The organism is Leifsonia sp. LS1, assembly GCF_020521355.1.
In the GTDB taxonomy this organism is placed as follows: domain Bacteria; phylum Actinomycetota; class Actinomycetes; order Actinomycetales; family Microbacteriaceae; genus Leifsonia.
This window is the reverse complement of sequence record NZ_BPER01000006.1, coordinates 278,271-297,575: the sequence shown is the minus strand read 5'-3', so window position 1 is coordinate 297,575 and position 19,305 is coordinate 278,271. Positions and strand designations below refer to the sequence as shown.

Annotated in this window: 16 protein-coding genes; 3 read left to right on the top strand and 13 right to left on the bottom strand. The window is 70.9% G+C overall.

All coding sequences use genetic code 11. The features are described from left to right. Positions 1 to 31 precede the first annotated feature (31 nt). Complete coding sequence (locus LLS1_RS13210; protein ID WP_226656161.1) at positions 32 to 1,921, bottom strand: phosphoenolpyruvate carboxykinase (GTP); 1,890 nt, start codon at positions 1,919 to 1,921, stop codon at positions 32 to 34. A gap of 116 nt (positions 1,922 to 2,037) precedes the next feature. Here LLS1_RS13210 and LLS1_RS13205 point away from each other — a divergent pair, with 116 nt between their 5' ends. Beyond that, positions 2,038 to 3,492 (top strand): XRE family transcriptional regulator, encoded by a 1,455-nt coding sequence (locus tag LLS1_RS13205; RefSeq protein WP_226656159.1) that lies wholly within the window; start codon positions 2,038 to 2,040, stop codon positions 3,490 to 3,492. 41 nt (positions 3,493 to 3,533) lie between these two features. Here the strand turns inward: LLS1_RS13205 and LLS1_RS13200 are convergent, their stop codons facing one another. The 9 genes from LLS1_RS13200 to LLS1_RS13160 form a co-directional block, all read right to left on the bottom strand. Further along, positions 3,534 to 4,307: a 3-hydroxyacyl-CoA dehydrogenase gene (locus tag LLS1_RS13200; protein ID WP_223359923.1), complete on the bottom strand. Its 774-nt coding sequence runs from the start codon at positions 4,305 to 4,307 to the stop codon at positions 3,534 to 3,536. A 20-nt stretch (positions 4,308 to 4,327) separates the two neighbouring features. Beyond that, positions 4,328 to 5,518, bottom strand: a complete 1,191-nt coding sequence (locus LLS1_RS13195) for a thiolase family protein (protein WP_226656157.1) — start codon at positions 5,516 to 5,518, stop codon at positions 4,328 to 4,330. A 1-nt stretch (position 5,519) separates the two neighbouring features. Further along, complete coding sequence (locus LLS1_RS13190) at positions 5,520 to 6,983, bottom strand: NAD-dependent succinate-semialdehyde dehydrogenase (RefSeq protein WP_226656155.1); 1,464 nt, start codon at positions 6,981 to 6,983, stop codon at positions 5,520 to 5,522. A 14-nt stretch (positions 6,984 to 6,997) separates the two neighbouring features. After that, a complete protein-coding gene (locus LLS1_RS13185) occupies positions 6,998 to 7,471 on the bottom strand; it encodes an Lrp/AsnC family transcriptional regulator (protein ID WP_223359919.1) in 474 nt (157 codons plus the stop codon). A gap of 48 nt (positions 7,472 to 7,519) precedes the next feature. Further along, on the bottom strand, positions 7,520 to 8,272 hold the full coding sequence (locus tag LLS1_RS13180; RefSeq protein ID WP_226656153.1) for an alpha/beta fold hydrolase: 753 nt from the start codon (positions 8,270 to 8,272) through the stop codon (positions 7,520 to 7,522). A gap of 31 nt (positions 8,273 to 8,303) precedes the next feature. After that, complete coding sequence (locus tag LLS1_RS13175; protein ID WP_226656151.1) at positions 8,304 to 9,083, bottom strand: thiamine pyrophosphate-dependent enzyme; 780 nt, start codon at positions 9,081 to 9,083, stop codon at positions 8,304 to 8,306. A 68-nt stretch (positions 9,084 to 9,151) separates the two neighbouring features. Further along, positions 9,152 to 11,383, bottom strand: coding sequence for an efflux RND transporter permease subunit (locus LLS1_RS13170; RefSeq protein WP_374758272.1), 2,232 nt, complete (start codon positions 11,381 to 11,383; stop codon positions 9,152 to 9,154). A 123-nt stretch (positions 11,384 to 11,506) separates the two neighbouring features. Further along, on the bottom strand, positions 11,507 to 12,088 hold the full coding sequence (locus tag LLS1_RS13165; protein WP_226656150.1) for an isochorismatase family protein: 582 nt from the start codon (positions 12,086 to 12,088) through the stop codon (positions 11,507 to 11,509). Positions 12,089 to 12,122: 34 nt separating this feature from the next. Further along, on the bottom strand, positions 12,123 to 13,748 hold the full coding sequence (locus LLS1_RS13160) for a D-alanyl-D-alanine carboxypeptidase/D-alanyl-D-alanine-endopeptidase (protein WP_226656148.1): 1,626 nt from the start codon (positions 13,746 to 13,748) through the stop codon (positions 12,123 to 12,125). A 127-nt stretch (positions 13,749 to 13,875) separates the two neighbouring features. On the opposite strand from LLS1_RS13160, the gene LLS1_RS13155 reads away from it, so the two are divergent. Next, positions 13,876 to 14,475: an RNA polymerase sigma factor gene (locus tag LLS1_RS13155; protein ID WP_226656146.1), complete on the top strand. Its 600-nt coding sequence runs from the start codon at positions 13,876 to 13,878 to the stop codon at positions 14,473 to 14,475. Next, positions 14,472 to 16,082, top strand: a complete 1,611-nt coding sequence (locus LLS1_RS13150) for a hypothetical protein (protein ID WP_226656145.1) — start codon at positions 14,472 to 14,474, stop codon at positions 16,080 to 16,082. The genes LLS1_RS13155 and LLS1_RS13150 overlap by 4 nt, the downstream gene beginning before the upstream one ends. An 82-nt stretch (positions 16,083 to 16,164) precedes the next feature. On the opposite strand, the gene LLS1_RS13145 is transcribed toward LLS1_RS13150, so the two are convergent. From LLS1_RS13145 to LLS1_RS13135, 3 genes are read right to left on the bottom strand one after another with little or no spacing between them, the layout of a single operon-like run. After that, a complete protein-coding gene (locus tag LLS1_RS13145) occupies positions 16,165 to 17,247 on the bottom strand; it encodes an Lrp/AsnC family transcriptional regulator (RefSeq protein WP_226656143.1) in 1,083 nt (360 codons plus the stop codon). Further along, positions 17,181 to 18,092, bottom strand: a complete 912-nt coding sequence (locus LLS1_RS13140) for an alpha/beta fold hydrolase (protein WP_226656141.1) — start codon at positions 18,090 to 18,092, stop codon at positions 17,181 to 17,183. Before LLS1_RS13140 ends, LLS1_RS13145 begins: the two co-directional genes overlap by 67 nt. A gap of 14 nt (positions 18,093 to 18,106) precedes the next feature. Further along, on the bottom strand, positions 18,107 to 19,279 hold the full coding sequence (locus LLS1_RS13135) for a Xaa-Pro peptidase family protein (RefSeq protein ID WP_226656139.1): 1,173 nt from the start codon (positions 19,277 to 19,279) through the stop codon (positions 18,107 to 18,109). Between the last annotated feature and the right edge of the window lie 26 nt (positions 19,280 to 19,305).

The following is a 19,305-nucleotide window of genomic DNA, read 5'->3' as shown; positions in this document are numbered from 1 at the left end:
GTCGCGCATCGGCGAGCCCGGCGGCCGGACTTCAGGCGCGGAGGTGGTACCGGAGGGACGCGAGCTCGGCGTGCAGGGCCGCCGGGACGCGCGAACCGAAGCGGTCGAAGAACTCGTCGGTGAGGTCGCACTCGGCGAGCCAGCGCTCACGGTCGACCTCGAAGAGGGCCTCGACGTCGGCCTCCGGCAGGTCGAGTCCCTCGAGGTCGAGCTCCTCCACACGCGGCAGGCGGCCGATCGGCGATTCCACCGCTCCGGCAGCACCCTCCACGCGCCGGGCGATCCACTCGATCACGCGGGCGTTCTCACCGAACCCGGGCCACAGGAACCGGCCGTCGTCGCCCTTGCGGAACCAGTTGACCTGGAACACGGCGGGAGCGTCCGCACCGAGCCGCTCGCCCATCGCGAGCCAGTGGCCCCAGTAGTCGGCCATGTTGTAGCCGCAGAACGGCAGCATCGCGAACGGGTCGCGGCGCAGCTCGCCGACGGTCCCTTCGGCGGCGGCCGTCTGCTCGGACGAGATCGTCGCGCCCATGAAGACGCCGTGCTTCCAGTCGCGGGCCTGCGTCACGAGCGGGACGTTGGTCGCGCGGCGCCCGCCGAACAGGATCGCGTCGATCGGCACGCCGTCGAAGGCGTCCCAGTCGTCCGAGATCGCCGGGCACTGCGCAGCCGACACCGTGAAGCGCGAGTTCGGGTGCGCCGCCGGCCGACCGGATGCGGGCGTCCAGTCCTCGCCGCGCCAGTCGATGAGGTGCGCGGGCGGCTCCTCCGTCAGCCCCTCCCACCACACGTCGCCGTCGTCACGCAGGGCGACATTGGTGAAGATGGTGTTGCCCCACAGCGTCTCGACCGCGGTCGCGTTCGTCCGCTCGCCGGTGCCGGGCGCGACGCCGAAGAATCCTGCCTCGGGATTGATGGCGCGCAGGCGGCCGTCGGGACCCTGCCGCAGCCACGCGATGTCGTCGCCCACCGTCTCGACCGTCCAGCCCGGGATGCTCGGCTTGAGCATGGCGAGGTTGGTCTTGCCGCACGCGGACGGGAACGCCGCCGCGAAATGGAACGTGCGCCCCTCCGGCGACGTCACCTTCACGATGAGCATGTGCTCGGCGAGCCAGCCCTCGTCCCGCGCCATGACGGACGCGATGCGCAGGGCGAAGCACTTCTTCGCCAGGATGGCGTTGCCGCCGTAGCCGGAGCCGTAGGACCAGATCTCGCGCGTCTCGGGGAACTGGACGATGTACTTCGTCTCGTTGCACGGCCAGGCGACGTCGTCGTGACGCCGCCCGGACGCGTCGATCAGCGGGGCGCCGACGCTGTGAACGGTGGGGACCCACGGCTGACCGGCGGCGATGAGGTCGAGCACGGTCGTCGTGACCCGCGTCATCATGCCCATGCTCACCGCGACGTAGGCGGAGTCGGTGAGCTGGATGCCCACCTGCGAGAGCGGGCCGCCAACCGGGCCCATCGAGAAGGGGACGACGTACATGGTGCGACCGCGCATGCTGCCGGCGAAGACGTCGCGCAGCTCCGCGCGCATCCCCTCGGGCTCCCGCCAGTTGTTGGTCGGCCCGGCGTCGGCCTCGTCCACCGAGCAGATGAAGGTGCGGTCCTCCACCCGGGCGACATCGCCGGGGTCGGTACGCGCGAGAAAGCTGTTGGGCCGCCACTCCGGGTTCAGACGGATGAGCTTGCCCTCGGCGACGAGCTGCTTCGTGAGGCGATCCGCCTCCGCCAGGCTGCCGTCGAGCCAGACGATGTCCTCCGGCTCGGTGAGCGCCGCGATGCCGGCGACCCACTCCCGCAGGGCGGTGAGGCCGTCGGGAACGTTCGCGTCGGGGGCGGCCGTTCGGGGATCGGTGTCGGCGCGGTCCGCGTCGTCGCGGCCGGTGTCGGTCAGCGGGAACTCGGCGATGGTCATTCCGGTCGTCCTCTCGGTCGGAAAGAAGTGGTCTGAATCCAGCATCTGCGACCTTCTGCACTACATCACGGACGAAATGATGGAAAGAATCGCGATTCTTTCGCTATCGTGAAGCCATGGAGCCGCTCACCACCGATGCGGGCGCCGACATCGCCACGCTCGGCCACCGCATCCGCCATTTCCGCACCAGCCGCGGGCTGACCCTGGACGAGCTGGGGGGCGCCGTCGGCGTCGCACCGAGCCAGCTCTCGCTCATCGAGAACGGCAAGCGGGAGCCGCGGGTCACCCTGCTCGCCACCCTCGCGAACACTCTCGGGGTCCAGCTGGCGGACCTGCTCTCCTCCGAGCCGCCGGACGAGCGCGCCGCCCTGGAGATCGAGCTGGCGCGGGCGCAGCGCGGCAACCTCTACGGCTCACTCGGCCTCCCCGCGGTCAAGCCGACCAAGGGCACGCCGACGGAGACGCTGGAGGCGCTGGTCGGCCTGCACCGCGAGCTCGCCCGGCGCGCATCCGAGGCGATCGCGACGCCGGAGGAGGCGCGCCGCGCGAACACCGAGCTGCGGGAGCGGATGCGCGCCCAGGACAACTACATCCCCTCCATCGAAGAGCTCGCCGAGGAACGCGTGCGCGCGTCCGGCCACACCCGCGGCGCGCTCACGCACCGCGAGGTGAGCGTCATGGCCGAGCAGCTCGGGTTCGAGCTCATCTACGCGAGCGATCTCCCCCGCTCGACGCGTTCGATCACCGACCTGGAGAACGGCCGCATCTACCTGCCGCCCGCGTCCATCCCGGGCGGCCACGGCCTCCGCTCGATGGCGCTGCAGGCGATGGCGCACCGGCTCCTGGGGCACGAGCGGCCCGAGAGCTACGCGGACTTCCTGCGCCAGCGACTCGAGATCAACTACTTCGCGGCGTGCTGCCTGATGCCCAGGGAGGCCGCCGTGGCGTTCCTGCGGGAGGCCAAGAAGGAGAAGGACATCGCTGTCGAGGACTTCCGCGACGCGTTCGGCGTCACGCACGAGGCGGCAGCGCTGCGCCTCACCAACCTCGCGACGGCGCACCTCGACATGACCTTGCACTTCCTGCGCGTCGGCGACGACGGCGCGCTCTACAAGGGGTATGAGAACGACGGTCTCCCCCTCCCCACCGACGTGACCGGCTCCATCGAGGGCCAGATCGTCTGCCGCACGTGGGGCGCCCGCGGCGCGTTCACGCACACCAACCGCACCACCGAGCTCTACCAGTACACCGACACCCCGGTCGGCACCTATTGGTGCGCGACCCAGGTCGGCTCGACCGCCGACGGCGGCTACTCCATCAGCGTCGGCGTGCCGTTCGATCAGGCCAAGTGGTTCCGCGGCCGCGAGACGACGGTCCGCGCGGAGTCCCGCTGCCCCGACCCGTCGTGCTGCAAGCGGCCCGCGGCCGACCTGTCCGAGCGCTGGGCCGGCAAGGCCTGGCCCAGCGCCCGGCTGCACGCGCACATCCTGTCGCCGCTGCCGTCCGGCTCGTTCCCCGGCGTCGACGACTCGGACGTCTACGGGTTCCTGCAGCAGCACTCGGGGGCATGAGCGCTCAGCAGCGGGCGGCCGCCGCGGCCTGACGCCGACGGCTACTTCGGCTGCATCCGGATCGCGCCGTCGAGCCGGATCGTCTCACCGTTGAGCATCGCGTTCTCGACGATGTGCCGCACCAGCGCTGCGTACTCGGCCGGTTTGCCGAGCCGGGACGGATGCGGGACCTGCGCGGCGAGGGAGTCCTGCGCCGCCTGCGGCAGTCCGGCCATCATCGGCGTCTCGAAGATGCCGGGCGCGATGGTGACGACCCGGACCAGGCTACGGGCGAGCTCCCGCGCCAGTGGCAGAGTCATCGCGGCGACACCGCCCTTCGACGCCGCGTACGCCGGCTGACCGATCTGCCCGTCGAAGGCCGCGACCGACGCGGTGTTGACGATCACGCCGCGCTCCGGACCGTACCCGCCCTCGACGGGATCGGTGGCGACCATGGCGGCCGCGGCGAGCCGGATGACGTTGAACGTGCCCACGAGGTTGACACGGACGACGCGCTCGAAGTCCTCCAGCGGGAGCACGCCGTCACGGCCGAGCATCCGTGCCGCCGTCGCGATCCCCGCGCAGTTCACCACGACGCGGAGCGGCGCGAGGGCGGCGGCGGTGTCGACGGCGGCCTGCACCTGATCGCCATCGGTGACGTCGCCGGGCACGAACCGGGCGGTGGGGCCGAGCGCCGTGGCCGCCTTCTCGCCCTGCGAGCTCGGCAGGTCGAGGAGCACGACGTGGGCTCCGGCGTCGGTGAGGGCGCGGGCCGTGGCGTTGCCGAGGCCGCTGGCTCCTCCGGTGACGAGGGCCGAGCATCCGTCGATCAGCATGGGTCTCCTTCCGATGCGCCTCAGCGCAGCACTTCGATCAGGGTGGCGTTGGCGGTCCCGCCGCCCTCGCACATGGTCTGCAGCCCGAACCTGCCGCCGCTCGCCTCCAGCTCGTTCAGGAGGGTGGCGAGCAGCCGCGTGCCGGAGGCGCCGAGCGGGTGGCCGAGCGCGATCGCGCCGCCCCGCGGGTTCAGACGCGCCGGATCGGCGTCGAACTCGCGCTGCCAGAGCAAGGGAACGGAGGCGAAGGCTTCGTTGACCTCGTACGCGTCGATCTCGTCGAGGCGCACCCCGCTGCGGCTCAGCAGCGTGCGAGTGGCCGGGAGGATGCCGGTGAGCATGAACAGCGGGTCGCTGCCCGCCACCGCGAACGAGTGGAAGCGCGCCCGCGGGTGCAGACCGAGTCGCGCAGCAGCCTCCTGACTCATGATGAGGGCCGCAGACGCTCCGTCGGTCAGCGGCGACGAGTTTCCCGCGGTGATGCGCCAGTCGAGCTGCGGGAAGCGCGCGGCGAGCTCCTCCGTGCGGAACGCGGGCGGGAGGGTCGCGAGCCTCTCCGCGGTCGTCCCGGGCCGGATCGTCTCGTCCGCGATGACGCTGCCGCTGTCCGGCGTCGGCACCGCGACGAGTTCGGCGTCGAACGCACCACCGGCCGCCGCCTCCGCCGCTCGCTGGTGCGAGGCTGCCGCGAAGGCGTCCAACTCTCCGCGCGAGATGTCCCAGCGTTCGGCGATGAGCTCGGCCGCGACGCCCTGGCCGACCAGTCCCTCCGGGTAGCGTGCGTGCATGAGCGCGCCGCCCCGGGAGGCGCTGCCGACGTTCGAGCCCAGCGGCGCCCTGCTCATCGACTCGACGCCGCACGCGATGACGACGTCGTACGCGCCCGCGATCACGCCGTGCGCGGCGAAGGCGGCAGCCTGCTGGCTCGAGCCGCACTGCCGGTCGACCGTCACCGCAGGGACGCTCTCCGGGAAGCCGGCGCTGAGCACGGCGGTCCGGGTGACGTTGGCCGCCTGCTCGCCCGACTGGGTGACGCACCCCCCGATGACGTCGTCGACGACCGCGGGATCGATGCCCGTGCGGTTGACGATCTCGATCAGTGCGCCGGCGAGCAGGTCGGCGGGATGGATGTCGGACAGCTCGCCGTCCGGCTTTCCGCGGCCGGACGGGGTGCGGACGACGTCGACGATGACGGCTTCGGTGCGCGGCATGTCAGGCTCCGAACGGGTCCGGGGTGAGCGTGTACTTGGTGCTCAGATACTCGTGGATGCCTTCGAGCCCGCCCTCACGTCCGAGCCCCGACTGCTTGACACCGCCGAACGGCGCGGCGGCGTTCGACACCACTCCGACGTTGAGACCCATCATCCCGGTCTGCAGCCGCTCGATCATCCGCTGGCCTCGCGCCAGATCCTTCGTGAAGACGTACGAGACGAGGCCGTATTCGGTGTCGTTCGCCGTGGCCACCGCTTCGTCCTCGGTGGAGAAGCGCACGATCGAGAGCACCGGGCCGAAGATCTCCTGGCGCAGGATGTCACTCCCGGCTTGCACGTCGGTGACCACGGTCGGCTCGTAGAAGGTGCCATCGCCCTCGACCCGCGAGCCGCCGGTGAGCACGGAGGCGCCCCGCGCGACGGCGTCGGCGACGAGCTCGGCGGCCTTGTCGACGGCGTCGGAGTTGATGAGCGGACCGATGGTCACGCCGTCCTCGGTGCCGCGGCCGACGCGCATCCCCTCGACGCGTTCGGTGACCCGGCGGGCGAACTCGTCGGCGACGTCCTCGTGGACGATGAAGCGGTTGGCGGCCGTGCAGGCCTCGCCGATGTTGCGGAACTTCGCGAGCATCGCTCCCTCGACCGCCTTGTCGAGGTCGGCGTCCTCGAAGACGACGAACGGCGCGTTGCCGCCGAGCTCCATCGAGGTGCGCAGCACGTTCTCCGACGCCTGCTGGAGGAGCTTCCTGCCGACCTCGGTCGAGCCCGTGAACGACAGCTTGCGGAGGCGGGGATCGGCGATGATCGGGGCCGACACCCTGCCGGAGGTGGAGGTCGTGATCACGTTGAGAACACCCGCGGGCAGTCCGGCGTCCTCCAGCAGCCGGGCGAAGTACAGCGTGGTGAGCGGGGTCAGCTCGGCCGGCTTCACGACGACCGTGCAGCCTGCGGCGAGTGCCGGCGCGATCTTGCGCGTCGCCATCGCCAGCGGGAAGTTCCACGGCGTGATCAGGAAGCACGGGCCTACCGGGTGCTGCGAGACGATCATCCGTCCGGTGCCCTCGGGGTTGGTGCCGTAGCGGCCGGAGATGCGCACGGCCTCCTCCGAGAACCAGCGGAGGAACTCGCCGCCGTAGGTGACCTCGCCGTTGGCCTCGGCCAGCGGCTTGCCCATCTCGAGCGTCATCAGCAGAGCGAAGTCGTCGCGGCGCTCCTGCAGCAGGTCGAACGCGCGGCGCAGGATCTCGGCGCGCGTGCGCGGAGGAGTCGCCGCCCAGTCGTCCGCCGCCGCCACCGCCGCGTCGAGGGCGCGGGCTCCGTCCTCCGGGGAGGCGTCCGCGATCGTCTTGATCAGGGCGCCGGTGGCGGGATCGTAGACCGCGAGGGTCCCGGCCGAGCCGGGTGTCCACTCCCCTCCGATGAACAGTCCGTCGGGGACGCGCTCGAGCAGGGCGTTCTCATCCATGTGGTCTCTTCCTCTCAGTTCCGGTCCGATGCCGCCGACTGCACCAGGGGCACCGATCGGTGGTCGATGGTGGTGGCCAGCGCGATGACGGTGGAGGTCCGCGTGATCCCCGGCCCTCCGACGATGCGGTCGATCACCCGCTGCAGGTCGGCGTTCGAGCGGGCGACCGCGCGGATCAGCAGGTCGCCCGAGCCGGTGATGGTGTGGACCTCGAGCACCTCGGGGATGCCGCGCAGGTGATCGACGACGGTCACTCGCCAATCGCCCTGCGCCACCTCGGCCGTCACGAACGCCGTGACCGGATAGCCGAGCCTCTCGCTGTCGATCGTCGGCGCGAAATCCTTCACGACCCCCGAGTGCTGCAGACGGTCGAGACGGGCCTGCACCGTCCCTCGGGCGACCCCCAGGCGGCGGGAGGCTTCGAAGACGCCCAGCCGCGGCTCCGCCGTGAGGAGTGCGATCAGGTCGGCGTCCAGCTTGTCGATCATCGGCCTCCTTCGGTCCTCGCACATCGTACGACCCCGAGGTGCGACTGCCTACAGGCTGGCGGGAATCCCCAGGAATGGGAGCGCAGCCTGCTTGAAGGCGCGGGCGCTGAGCGTGGTGATGTGGTCGCGGCGCGGGATGCGGACGAGCTCCGCCCCGAGGAGACGTGCGGCGTCTCCGGCGTCCTCGGCGACCGGATCGACATCTCCCGCGACGAGCAGCGTCGGGATCCCCACCGGGCCGAGCGGGAGCGGATGCTGCGCCATGCCCTCGACGCACGCCGCCAGCGCCTCCGTGTCGATGCCCGGAGCACGGCGGAGGGACGCCAGCAACGGGCCGAGGGCGAACCCCGGATCGGGCACGTCGACGCCGTCCCGGATGGCCGCCTGCACCGCGGCGACGCCCCAGTGCGCGAACTGCTCGACGGTGCCGATGCCGCCGACCACGAGGCGGCGCACACGCCCCGGCGCGATCTCGGGCACGAGTCCTGCGAGCGCGAGGGACGCCCAGCTCCCCATCGAGTAGCCGATGACGTCGACCGCGCCGAGACCCTCCTGGTCGAGTGCGGCCAGGAGGTCGGCCGCGAGCAGGGCCGGGGAATACGCCGCCGGATCGTGGGGCGCGTCGCTGGCACCGTGCCCCCGGAGATCGGGCACGAGGGCGCCCCGGCCTCCGGCGGCGAGCGCATCCACCCAGCCTGTCGACTGCCAGGTCAGTGCGCCGGTCGTGGCGAACCCGTGTACGAGCAGGACGGGGTCGTCGCCAGGATGGCGGGTGACGTGAAGGCGGACGGGGCCGGTCATGCCTCCATCCTGTCCCTCGGACGGGCCGGGGTCACCCTGCCGTGCGCGTGGAGCGGATCCGCGAGAGCACCGAGCCCGCGATCACGTCGGCCGCGTCGGCAACGTCGGCGAAGAAGCCGTCGCCGACGGTGCCGGTCTCGCGGAGCCTCTGCTCGCAGACCAGCAGCGCGTCGCGTCCCGGCCAGGCGCCCGGCTCGGGCAGCACGGGCTCGACGACGCTCGGGCCGCCGCCGCGGCGGGCGCGGTCGAGCGCGCGGGCGGTCGCGTCATGGATCGCGAGAACGTCGGCTCCGTCCACGAGGGTGACCGGCATCCCCTGCACCCGCGTGCCACCGGCGGCTCCGACGAACACGACGGGGAGCCGGGACACGGCGGCCGTGGTCATGGCCTCGTCGATCTCACGCGGCGTGCTCCCGGGGCCGAGGACGGCCAGCGCGACCCCGCCGGTCCGGTCGAGCTTCGCGCCGAGCGCCCACGCGACGGCGTGCGTGACCGCGGACCCGTCCGCCGCCCGCGCGCCGCCCGACCGCAGTGCGAAGGCGGCGTCGGCGCCGGTCGTGACGGCGACACCGAGATCGCGGGCCGCCGGAAAGGCCAGGTCGCGCGTGACGTCGAGAGCGGCGGCGGCACCGACCTGGACGGCGTCGCGTCCCGCGACCGGACGGTGGCCCGTCAGGAGTCCGCGACGCTCCAGATCGCGGGCGCCGGCATCGATGCGGCGGACGGTCGCCAGCGTGCGGTAGAGACGTCTCAGCAGCGCCGGGAGGCCGGAGGGCGCGACGGTGACCGTCTCGAGGGTGGTCAAAGGCATGGCGACAACTCTGCCGACCGAGCGCGCACCGGGCAACGCGCGGCAGGATCGCCGCACACGTTGTCCACTCAGTCGATGGATTCGGCCCGTTCGCTGTGCATCGTGTGCTTCCAGAGCCGCGACGGCCACCAGATCGCCCGGCCGATGTCGTACGACACCGCCGGCACGAGCAGCGATCGCACGATCACCGTGTCCAGCAGCACGCCGAACGCGACGATGAACGCGATCTGCACCAGGAACAGGATGGGGATGACCGCGAGCGCTGCGAAGGTCGCCGCCAGCACGATGCCGGCCGACGTGATGACGCTGCCCGTCATCCCGAGCCCGCGCAGGATGCCCGGCCTCGTCCCGATCCGCAGGGACTCCTCCCGCACCCGTGTCATCAGGAAGATGTTGTAGTCGACCCCGAGCGCCACGAGGAACACGAACCCGAACAGCGGCACGGACGCATCCGCGCCGGGGAAGCCGAAGACGTGGTCGAACACGAGCGCCGAGACGCCGAGCGCCGCGGCGTACGACAGCACCACGCTGCCGATAAGCAGCACGGGAGCGAGGATCGACCGCAGCAGGAGCATGAGGATGAGGAGGATGACGCCGAGGACGATGGGGATGATCTTGACGAGGTCGCTCTGCGCGGTGTCGTTGGTATCCAGCGCGATGGCCGTGACTCCGCCGACGAGCACGTCCGGATCCTCTGCGGGCAGCGTCGAGCGCAGCGTGCGCACGACCTGTTCGGCCGCCGCCGAGTCCGGCTCGTCGGCGAGGGTCGCCTGCACCAGCACGCGACCGTCCTTCACGATCGGCTCCGCCGCCTGCCCCGTCGTGGAGGGGCGCGTGTTCCCCGCGTAGAGCGTGGCCGTGGCGATGCCGTCGGTGCTCTTCGCCGCGGCGAGCACGGCGTCGGCGTCGGCCTCCGTCGTCACGATCAGCACGGGCGAGCCGGAGCCGGCGTCGAAATGCTCGGCCAGCACCTTCTGACCGTCGGCGGCGTCGGACTGCGAGAGCACCACGTCCGTCTGCGAGACGCCGTTGGCCTTGAGCTGCGTCAACCCGAGCGCGCACGCGGCGAGGAGCACGAACGCCACGATCCAGGTGACCCGGGGACGGCGGGCGATCACGCGGCCGACGCGCAGCCACACCCCGCGGACACCCTCGAGACCGGCGACGCGCTGCCCGGCCTCGTGCTCGTGCCGCCGGTCGTGCTCGCCGACGACCTTCGGCCGGAACGGCCAGAACGATGCGCGGCCGAAGACGGCGAGCAGCGTCGGCAGCAGTGTGAGCGCAGAGAGCAAGGAGAAGACGATGCCGATCGCGGCGATCGGGCCGAGGCTCTTGTTCGAGTTGAGGTCGGAGAACAGCAGGCACAGGAGGGCGAGGATCACCGTCACCCCGGAGGCCACGATCGGCTCGAACGCCGCCTTCCAAGCGCGGAGGATCGCGGTCCAGCGGGAGTCCACCTGCTCGAGCGCCTCGCGATAGCGAGCGACGAGGAGCAGCGAGTAATCGGTGGCTGCGCCGATGACGAGGATGGACAGGATGCCCTGGCTCTGACCGCTGAGCTTGATCCATCCCCACAGGGCGAAGAGGTAGACGACGAGGATGGCGGCGCACAGCGCGAACACCGATGTGAGCAGCACCAGGAAGGGCAGCAGCAGCGCGCGGTAGACCAGCAGCAGGATGACGAAGACCGCCGCGACCGCGACCAGCAGGAGGATGCCGTCGATCCCGCCGAACGCGTTCACCAGGTCGGCCGTCAGACCCGCGGGTCCGGTGACCCACCCTGTGGTGCCGCTGGGGATGGAATCCGCCAGGGTCGAGCGCAGGTCGGCGACGACGGACTTGACAGAGTTCGAGTCGGCGATCGGGACGATGAACTCGACCGCCAGGCCGTCCTCCGACGGGATCGGGCCCGCGACGCTCGTCGTCTGACCGCTCTGCGGCTTCTGCACGCCGTCGACCGCGCCGAGCTTCGCCCCGATCGCGGCGTACTGGCGGAGGTCCGCGGTGGGGATCTTCTCGTCGGAGCGGATGACGACGATCGCCGGGATCGCCTCGGAGTCGGTGAACTTCTCCTGCCAGGCCTGCACCTCGGTGGACTCCGCGCTGGCCGGGAGGAAGGCCGCCTGATCATTGCTCGAGACGCCGGAGAGCTTGCCGAACGTGGGACCGCCGAGACCGGCGAGCACGAGCCAGACCAGGAGGAGGACCGTGGGCAGCACGACGCGCAGCCAGCGCGGCGGGCGCGTCGCCGACCGGGTGGGTCGGGCCGGGCTGGGCTGGACCGGTGCGGATTGCGGCACGTCGCCTCCATGAGCGTGAAGATTTTAGCTAGCTTGGTGAGTAATCAGCCTAGCGCTTACTTTCTCGACACGCCAGACCACCCCGTCGCGGAGGAGCGACGAGGTGCGCGCGACCGCGATCGCTCAGGAGGCGGTGACGAGCTCCGCGCCGGCGTGGGCCAGCTCCGCCAACGCTGCATCCGACGACGCCGGTGCGACTCCGGCCACCAGTCCGGTCAGCACGCGCACGTGCTGACCGTGCGCGATCGCGTCGAGGGCGGACGCCCGCACGCAGTAGTCCGTGGCGATGCCCACCACATCGATGGTGTCGATGCCGTGCTCGTCCAGGAGGTTGTGGACGGTCGATCCGGCATCGGTCCGTCCCTCGAAGATCGAGTAGGCGGGCACGCCCTGCCCCTTGAGCACGTGGTAGTCCACACGGGAGGTGTCGAGGTCGGGGTGATAGTCGGCACCGCGAGTCCCCGCCACGCAGTGCGCGGGCCAGGTGTCGACGTAGTCCGGCTCCGCCTCCGTGGCGAAATGTCCGCCGTTGTCGCTGTGGCCCTCGTGCCAGTCCCTGCTCGCGAGCACGATCGCGTACTCGTCCCCGTGCTCGGCGAGGTGGCGGCTCACACCCGCGGCGACCGCCGCACCTCCGTCGACGCCGAGGGCTCCGCCTTCGGTGAAGTCGTTCTGCACGTCGATGATGAACAGCGCCTTGCTCATGCGAAGCTCCCTCTGCCGGTCGAGGACGGAATCGTCAGGTGTTCGACAGGTTGTCGCCGCACTTGTAGAAGCCGGTGACGAGCGTGTCGATCGCCTGCTTGGCATTGTCGCTCACATTGCCGAGCGCATACACGGCGAAGGTGAGCTGCGTGCCGTCGGCCGCGTCCACGATGCCGGACAGCGTGTAGCCGTTGTCGATCCAGCCCGTCTTGGCGTGCACCGCTCCCCGCGCGACCGCGTTCGCACCCGTGAAGCGGTTGTAGCCGGAGCCGAGCGTGCCCGACTGGCCGGAGACCGGCAGGCCGTCGTAGATCACGCCGAGACCGTTCTCACGGTTCAGCACCTTGACGAAGAGGCGCGTCATGTACGACGGCGGCACCGCGTTGTCGGCGCTGAGGCCGGAGCCGTCGGCGATGTGGAGCCCGGCTGTGTCGATGCCGTAGCCTTTGAGGCCGGCCAGAACGCCCGCATTCTCGGCGTCGAACGTGTTGCCGGCGCCGGTCTTGATGGCGACCAGGCGGGCGAGCTCCTCCATGATGGTGTTGTCCGAGTACTTCATCGCCTGCTGGATGAGTGTCGTCACGGGCTGAGACTGCACCGCGGCGAGCTGCCGGGCTCCCGCCGGGGCGGTGCCCTGGGTGACCGGGACGCTCGTGCCCAGGTACTGCTGGAAGTACTGCAGGGCGCGGCCGACCGGGTCGGTGCTGCGCGGCGACTCCACGGCGCCCGGATTGTCGCGGTCGCCGTCGACCATGAGGGCCGTCATGTACGGGGTGGAGCCCTCGACGACGCGCTCCTCGTTCTCATCCCAGCTGGGCTGCCACACCGGGCCGCCGAACAGCGAGGTGTCGACCACGATCGATGTGATCGGCTGGCCGCCCATCGCCTGCTTCGCCTGGTCGGCCAGATCCTGGATGGACGGCGCCCCCGTGTAGAAGGCGCCCTGGCCGCCCGGAAGGCGGGACAGCGTGACGTCCCCGCCGCCGACGATCACGATCTGACCGGGAGTGCTCCCCGCGACCACGGTGGTCGAGACGCGGTAGTCGGGGCCGAGCGTCGCGAGCGCCGCAGCGGACGTGATGGTCTTGAGCACGGAAGCCGTGGGGCCGGGGGTGCCGCCGTTGCGATCGAAGAGCACTTCGCCCGTCTTGGCGTTGACGACCTGCGCCTCCAGGTTGCCGAGACGGCCGTCCTGCGCGAGCCCGGCGACGGAGCAGGTGCGGATGCGGCTCGCGGCGGGCGCGGCGGCCGGCACGGGACGCGCGGGGTCCACCGTGGGCGTCGGAGTGGGAGTGGGGGTCTTCGTTGCGGAGGCGGACGGGCTGGGGGCGACCGCGGCGGCCGCGGGCGAGCCGACCGTCGCGCCGAGGGCGACGCTTCCGGTGCCGAGCACGATCAGGGCGGCCGTGCCTCCGGCCGCGATCCAGGCCGTCGGGTGCTTGCGGATCGTGGACATGATGCCCGCCGTGGCTGCGGCAACGCCGGCCGCGACACCGCCGCGGGCTCGCGCGACGGGTGTGGCACCGGTCGCGGCCTCGCGCTCGGCCGTGCGCCGTTCGGCACGGGTGGCATGCTCGGCGGTGGAGGCTGTCGACGGGATCGACGGGTCGGACTCGGTGTCGGCGGGCACACCGGAGTCGGGCAGGTCCGATTCGTGCATCCGGGCATAGTACCTGCCTTTTCTGAGGACGTCACCCGTCCGGGGGAGGTTGAAGCACCTCGCTATCCTTCTCTCGAACGGTCGCCTGCCTCATGGAACCTTTTCGGCCGATCGGACACTAGGGGATATGAACAACGCTGGAACGGACGAGGCCGACACCTGGTCCCGTGCACGCGACGGGGATCCGGAGGCGTTCACGTCGCTCTTCGACACGCATCGCGATCGCGTCTTCGGCCACGCGCTGCGTCTCGTGCGGCAGCCACACGACGCCGAGGACGTCACCGCCATGGTGTTCCTCGAGGCCTGGCGGCGGCGCGACGCCGTCCGGGTGGTCGACGGGTCGATCATCGCGTGGCTCCTCGTCACGGCGAACAACACCGTCCACAATCTCGAGCGCAGCCGTCGGCGGCACCGCGAGGCCCTCGCCCGCATGCCCGAGCCCGCACACCAGCCCGATCACGCCGACGGCGTCGCCGAGGACCTCGACACCCGCGAGCGTGACCGCCGCGTGCGCGACGCGTTCGGAACGCTCTCCACCGCCGACCAGAACGTGATCACGCTCTGCGTCCTCGAAGAACTACCGCTTGCCGACGCCGCCCGCACCCTCGGCGTCCCCGTCGGGACCGTGAAGTCCCGTCTCTCCCGCGCGAAGCGCCGCCTCGGCGACCTCGCTCTCGAACTCCTGGCCGATCCGGCCCAGCCCGTCCTCGAAGGAGGTGCAGAATGACCACCACCGGCCCCGTCTTCGACCCGGCGCGCAGCGCCGCCCTCCGCGACATCCTCCACGAGACCGTCGTGACCTCCCCCGCTCGCCCTCCGCGCACGCGGTTCGCCATCCTGGGCGGACTCATCGGCGTCGCCGTCCTTCTCGCCGGGGGGACCGCCGCGCTCGCCCTCTCGGGGGTCCTGCACTTCGGCGCGCCGGCTCCGGCTCCCGCGCCGACGACACCGACGCCGAGTGTCACGCCGACGCCGACTCCGACGCCCACACCGACTCCAACGATGCCGCGCATCCAGGTGAAGGCAGGACCGATTACGCCCCATGATGTGGATGCGCTCGCCACCCAGACCCGCTGGTCCGTCGACCTCCCGGGAATCGACGACGGCTGCCGCATGAATCCGCTGGCCTACAGCGTGGCCGACGACTTCAGCGTCTTCCTCTCCGGCGCCCGACCCAAGGAGTACGAAGGCGGGGGTGCTTGCACGGAGAGCCGTGACGAGAAGGTCGGCCTGACGATGATCGACACCAGAGACGGCAAAGTCGTCTGGCAGCGGGAGTGGAGCTACACGTCGGACCGTTTGCAAGGTTTCGCCGGTACGCGCTTCCAGCTTCTCGGGACGTCGGGTCGTGCGATGTTCACCTCTACCGACGGAACCTCGGGCGCTCACGATGTGATCGACCTGAACACTGGTGAAAGCCTCGCGACCTATGACGCCCAACCACTCTTCTACGGCGTATCCGTGCCGGGCGACTCTGGCGACCTCGTGGTTGCCAGCGACCCTACGCTCCCCGGCCCGGGCTGGATCTCACGCATCGACCCGAGGAACGCCGCCTCCCCGCTCTGGACGACTCGCGTCGACGGAAGCAGTCCGGTCGTCGCGTCCGGAACGAGTGATGCATCGGTCCTTCCCGCCTACTACTACCTCCAGAACGATCCGAACACGCGAGTGTTGGGCACCATCGACCTCGCATCGGGGGCATTCACACAGCACCCGGAGTTCACCGATTTCAGGCTGGCATCCGATGTCGTCACCGTGTGGGCGACCAGCCGCGCAGACGGCTCCACCAATCTGACAGCGCTCGACGGATCCGGAACGACTGCGTGGACGAAGAACCTCGGGCAGGGTGCCCGACTGATCCCGATCGATACGCTGGCTGTCCTTCCGGGCGGAGATCGCTCCGACCTCGCGCAGACGGGCGACTTCGCCATCGTCGACACGACGGGAACGACGGTGATCGACGGGCAGTCCGGGGACACCGTGTGGACGTCCGCGCCGGGAGCGTGCGTCTCCACCGCGCACAGCGTCGTCTCCGTCCGCTCCGATGCTGCACGAGCTGCGTATACGCTGCAGCTTTCCGATTCGACCGAGTGCTCGATCGATCAGGGTACCGGTCGACCCCTTCCCGATCTCGGTATCCCGACCTCCAATATCAACTCCTTCGGTCCGAAAAACACCTATGCCACCTCCTGGGAGTCCCACGAGGGAGCCGCCTATGACCGGGCGACCGGTCGCGTCCTCTGGACCCTCGCGCTGGACAGCAGAGAGTACTGGGACTTCGCGGGCGGGTACCTCGTCCGCCTCTACGGCAACCGCGTGGAGTCGATCGGCTGAGGAACCGACGAGCGACCGCGGCCGCTCGGGACGATCGCGGTCGCGCGCCGGCACGCAGTCGTCCCGAGCGGCCGCCGTCGCGTCACCCCTCGACCGCCACCGCCCCCACCTGCGTGCGCCACCACGGGGTCTCGACGAAACCGCGCTTGAGGTACAGCAGCTCCATCGCGCCGGTCCAGCCTTCGACGCCGTCGAGGGCGGACAGGGTGTGCGAGATGAAGTCGTTCAGCTCGGCGACCGACGGGGTGATCAGCTCGCAGAAGAGGGAGTTGTCATCCAGGATGGCCGCGAGGTATCGCACGGCCGGGTACGTCGAGAGCGCTTCCGCGACGGCCTCCAGTCGGGCAGGCTCGACCCGGACGAGCAGCAGCGTCTCGGCTCCCATCCCGAGCGCGGCGGCGGGGACGAGGGTGAGGATGTCGACACAGCCCTTGGCGCGCAGGCGGTCGAAGCGTCGCCGCACGCTGGACTCGTTCATCCCGGTCTTGTCGCCGATCGACTGGAACGTGACGCGGCCGTCCTCGCGCAGCTCGGCGAGGATGCGGCGGTCGGCGTCGTCGAAGTGCGCGGGCTCGCAGTACTCCGGATCGACCAGGGAGGTCTTCTCGATCTCGGCGGGCAGCTTCATGGTCTCCGCGTAGAGCTGGCGGCTCCAGTCGTGGCGCACCTTGTAGACGTGCATGATGATGTCGCTGCGCCAGCGCTTGATGCCCTGGATGGACTGCAGCGACTGGATGAGCTTCGGGTAGTGCGCCGCTCCCCCGGACACGACGACCTCGGCCATGATGTCGTACTGCCCGGTCACCAGGGTGAGGAAGCGGACGTCTTCGTGAGCGACCAGCGCGGCCGCGACCTCCAACTGAGTGCCTGGCCTGCAGTTGAGGCGCACGAGGAACGAGTCCACCTGCCCCGAGCTGCCGAGCGCGGGCACGATCGCGATGCGCACGACGCCGTCGGCGACCAGCTGCTGGCCGCGCCGCGCGACCGTCGCAGTCGAGCTGCCGACCATGTCGGCGATGGCGGTCCAGCTGGCCCGGCCGTCGTGCTGCAGCGCGACGATGATCTTGCGGTCGAGCTCGTCGAGGGAGTCGAGCGCCTTCACGCGGCCGTGCCCGACCGGGGCGGCGCGACCTGGTGCAGGAAGCCGCGAACCGTGGCCGTCCATTCCTCCGCCTCCTCGATCTGGGGCGAGTGCCCCGACTTCTCGAAGATCGCCAACCGCGCGTCCGGGATGAGCGAGACGATCGTCTCGCTGCACGAGACCGGCGTGATCCAGTCCGTGCGCCCCACCGTGACCAGGGTCGGAGCGCTGATCCCGGGGAGAGCCCCCTTCAGATCATAGTTCGGCAGGTTCTTCGAGAAGGCGTAGTTGTGCGCCTCGTACCGGTAGGGGGTCGCGGCGACCTTGCGCTCGACGGCCTCGGGATCGTAGACGAAGTCGTACAGGGGGAGGATCTCGCGCCAGCAATCGCGCAGATCGTCGTCGTCGCGCACGCGTCCCTCGTCGATCCGGTCGAACTTGTCCATGTCGACGGTGACGCGGTCGGAGGCGAGGGCGTTGGCGCGCGAAAGCTCCGAGTGGGAGTTGTCGGGAGCGGTATCCCGCAGCACGAGGGCCTGCACGCGGTCCGGATACCGGATGGCGTACTCCATCGACATGAAGCCGCCGTAGGACCCGCCGGCCATGATGATCCGCTCGGCGCCGATCCACTTGCGGAGGGCGTCGATGTCGGCCGCCCACTGCTCGTGGCTGAACTCCCCGGATCCCTCGCTCTCGCCGGAGCCGCGCGCGTCGAACACGACCACGCGGTACTCGTCCGCGAGCCGGCCGAAGCTGGCGCGAGGCTCGGCGCGCGAACCGAGCCCGGGGGCGCCGTGGTGCGTGATGATGACCGGCGCGCCCTCGGGGCCGAGCACCTCGACGGCGAGGCGGTTGCCGTTGATCTCGACGAACTCGGCGGTGGTGGTCGCGGCGGCGAACTCCGGGGAGACGTCCTGGGTTCCGGTCACGGTTGGTCCTTTCTTCAGAGGGCGATGGTGCAGGAGTCGAGGTCGCGGGGGAAGGCGGTCAGCGGGCGGGAGCCGTCCGGCGTCACCAGCATGCTGTCCGAGATCCGGTAACCGGCGTGCCCCGGGATGTAGATGCCCGGTTCGTTCGAGACGATCATGCCCGCCTCGAGCGGGGTCTCGTCGCCGTCTTCGAGCCACGGCGGCTCGTGCATGCCGAGGCCGATCCCGTGGCCCTGCCGGTGGCGGAGATACTCGCCGAGACCGGCGTCGCGGATCACGTCGAGGCAGTTGCGGTTGGCGTTGCGGCATTCGCGTCCCGGCCGGATCGCCCGGCCGCCGATCTCCTGCGCCAGCCGCACCGCGTCGTGGTAGCGGCGCTGCTCCGCGCTGGGTTCGCCCAGCACGAAGGTGCGCTCGCCCTCCACGAACCGCCCGCCGACGGCGCAGCCGAGCGAGAGCATGAAAGTGTCGCCGGGCCGGAGGCGGTACCCGGAGGGGAGACCGTGCGGGTACGCGGAGTTCGCTCCGGAGTAGACGAGCCCGCCGGCCAGCGGCGAGACGACGATCACTTCGTCGTGCTCCGCGTACATCGTGGCGACGCCGACCCCGCCGACGTGCGAGGCCAGCTCGGCCTCCGTCGGCAGGGTCGCGCCCGCCGTGATGCTCTCGCGCACCAGGGCGACGCCCGCCTCCAGCATGAGGTCGGTGATCCGCGCCGCCTCCGCGTGCAGCGCGACCTCCTCGGGAAGCTTGACGAAGCGGGCGACGGTCACGATCGGGGTGGGGACGGCTTCGACGACTGCGAGCTCGGTGAAGGCGGCGTGCTGCCGCTCCCAGGTCATGCCGGTCGAATAGCCCACGCGGCCGGCACGCCCCACCCGGGAGGCCAGCGCACGGAACGGCGGCACGACGCCCGGGAACTCGGCGTAGGAGACGATCTCGGCACGCGCGTGCTGCCGCTCGGCGTTCTCGCGTTCGAGCTCCGGCACGAGCAGCACGGCGCCGCCGTCGGCGCCCAGCCAGACGGCGACCGGTCGCTCGCACGGATGGTGGAAGAACCCGGTCAGGTACGCGACGTCCTCGGGCGAGTCGGTCAGCAGGGCGTCGAGGCCCTCCGAACGCATGCGCTCGCGCACGCGGTCCTGCAGCCGGTCGAGAGCGTCGGCGCTCAGGCGGGTGGTGAACACGGTCCTCCTTCGTCGATACGGGCGGG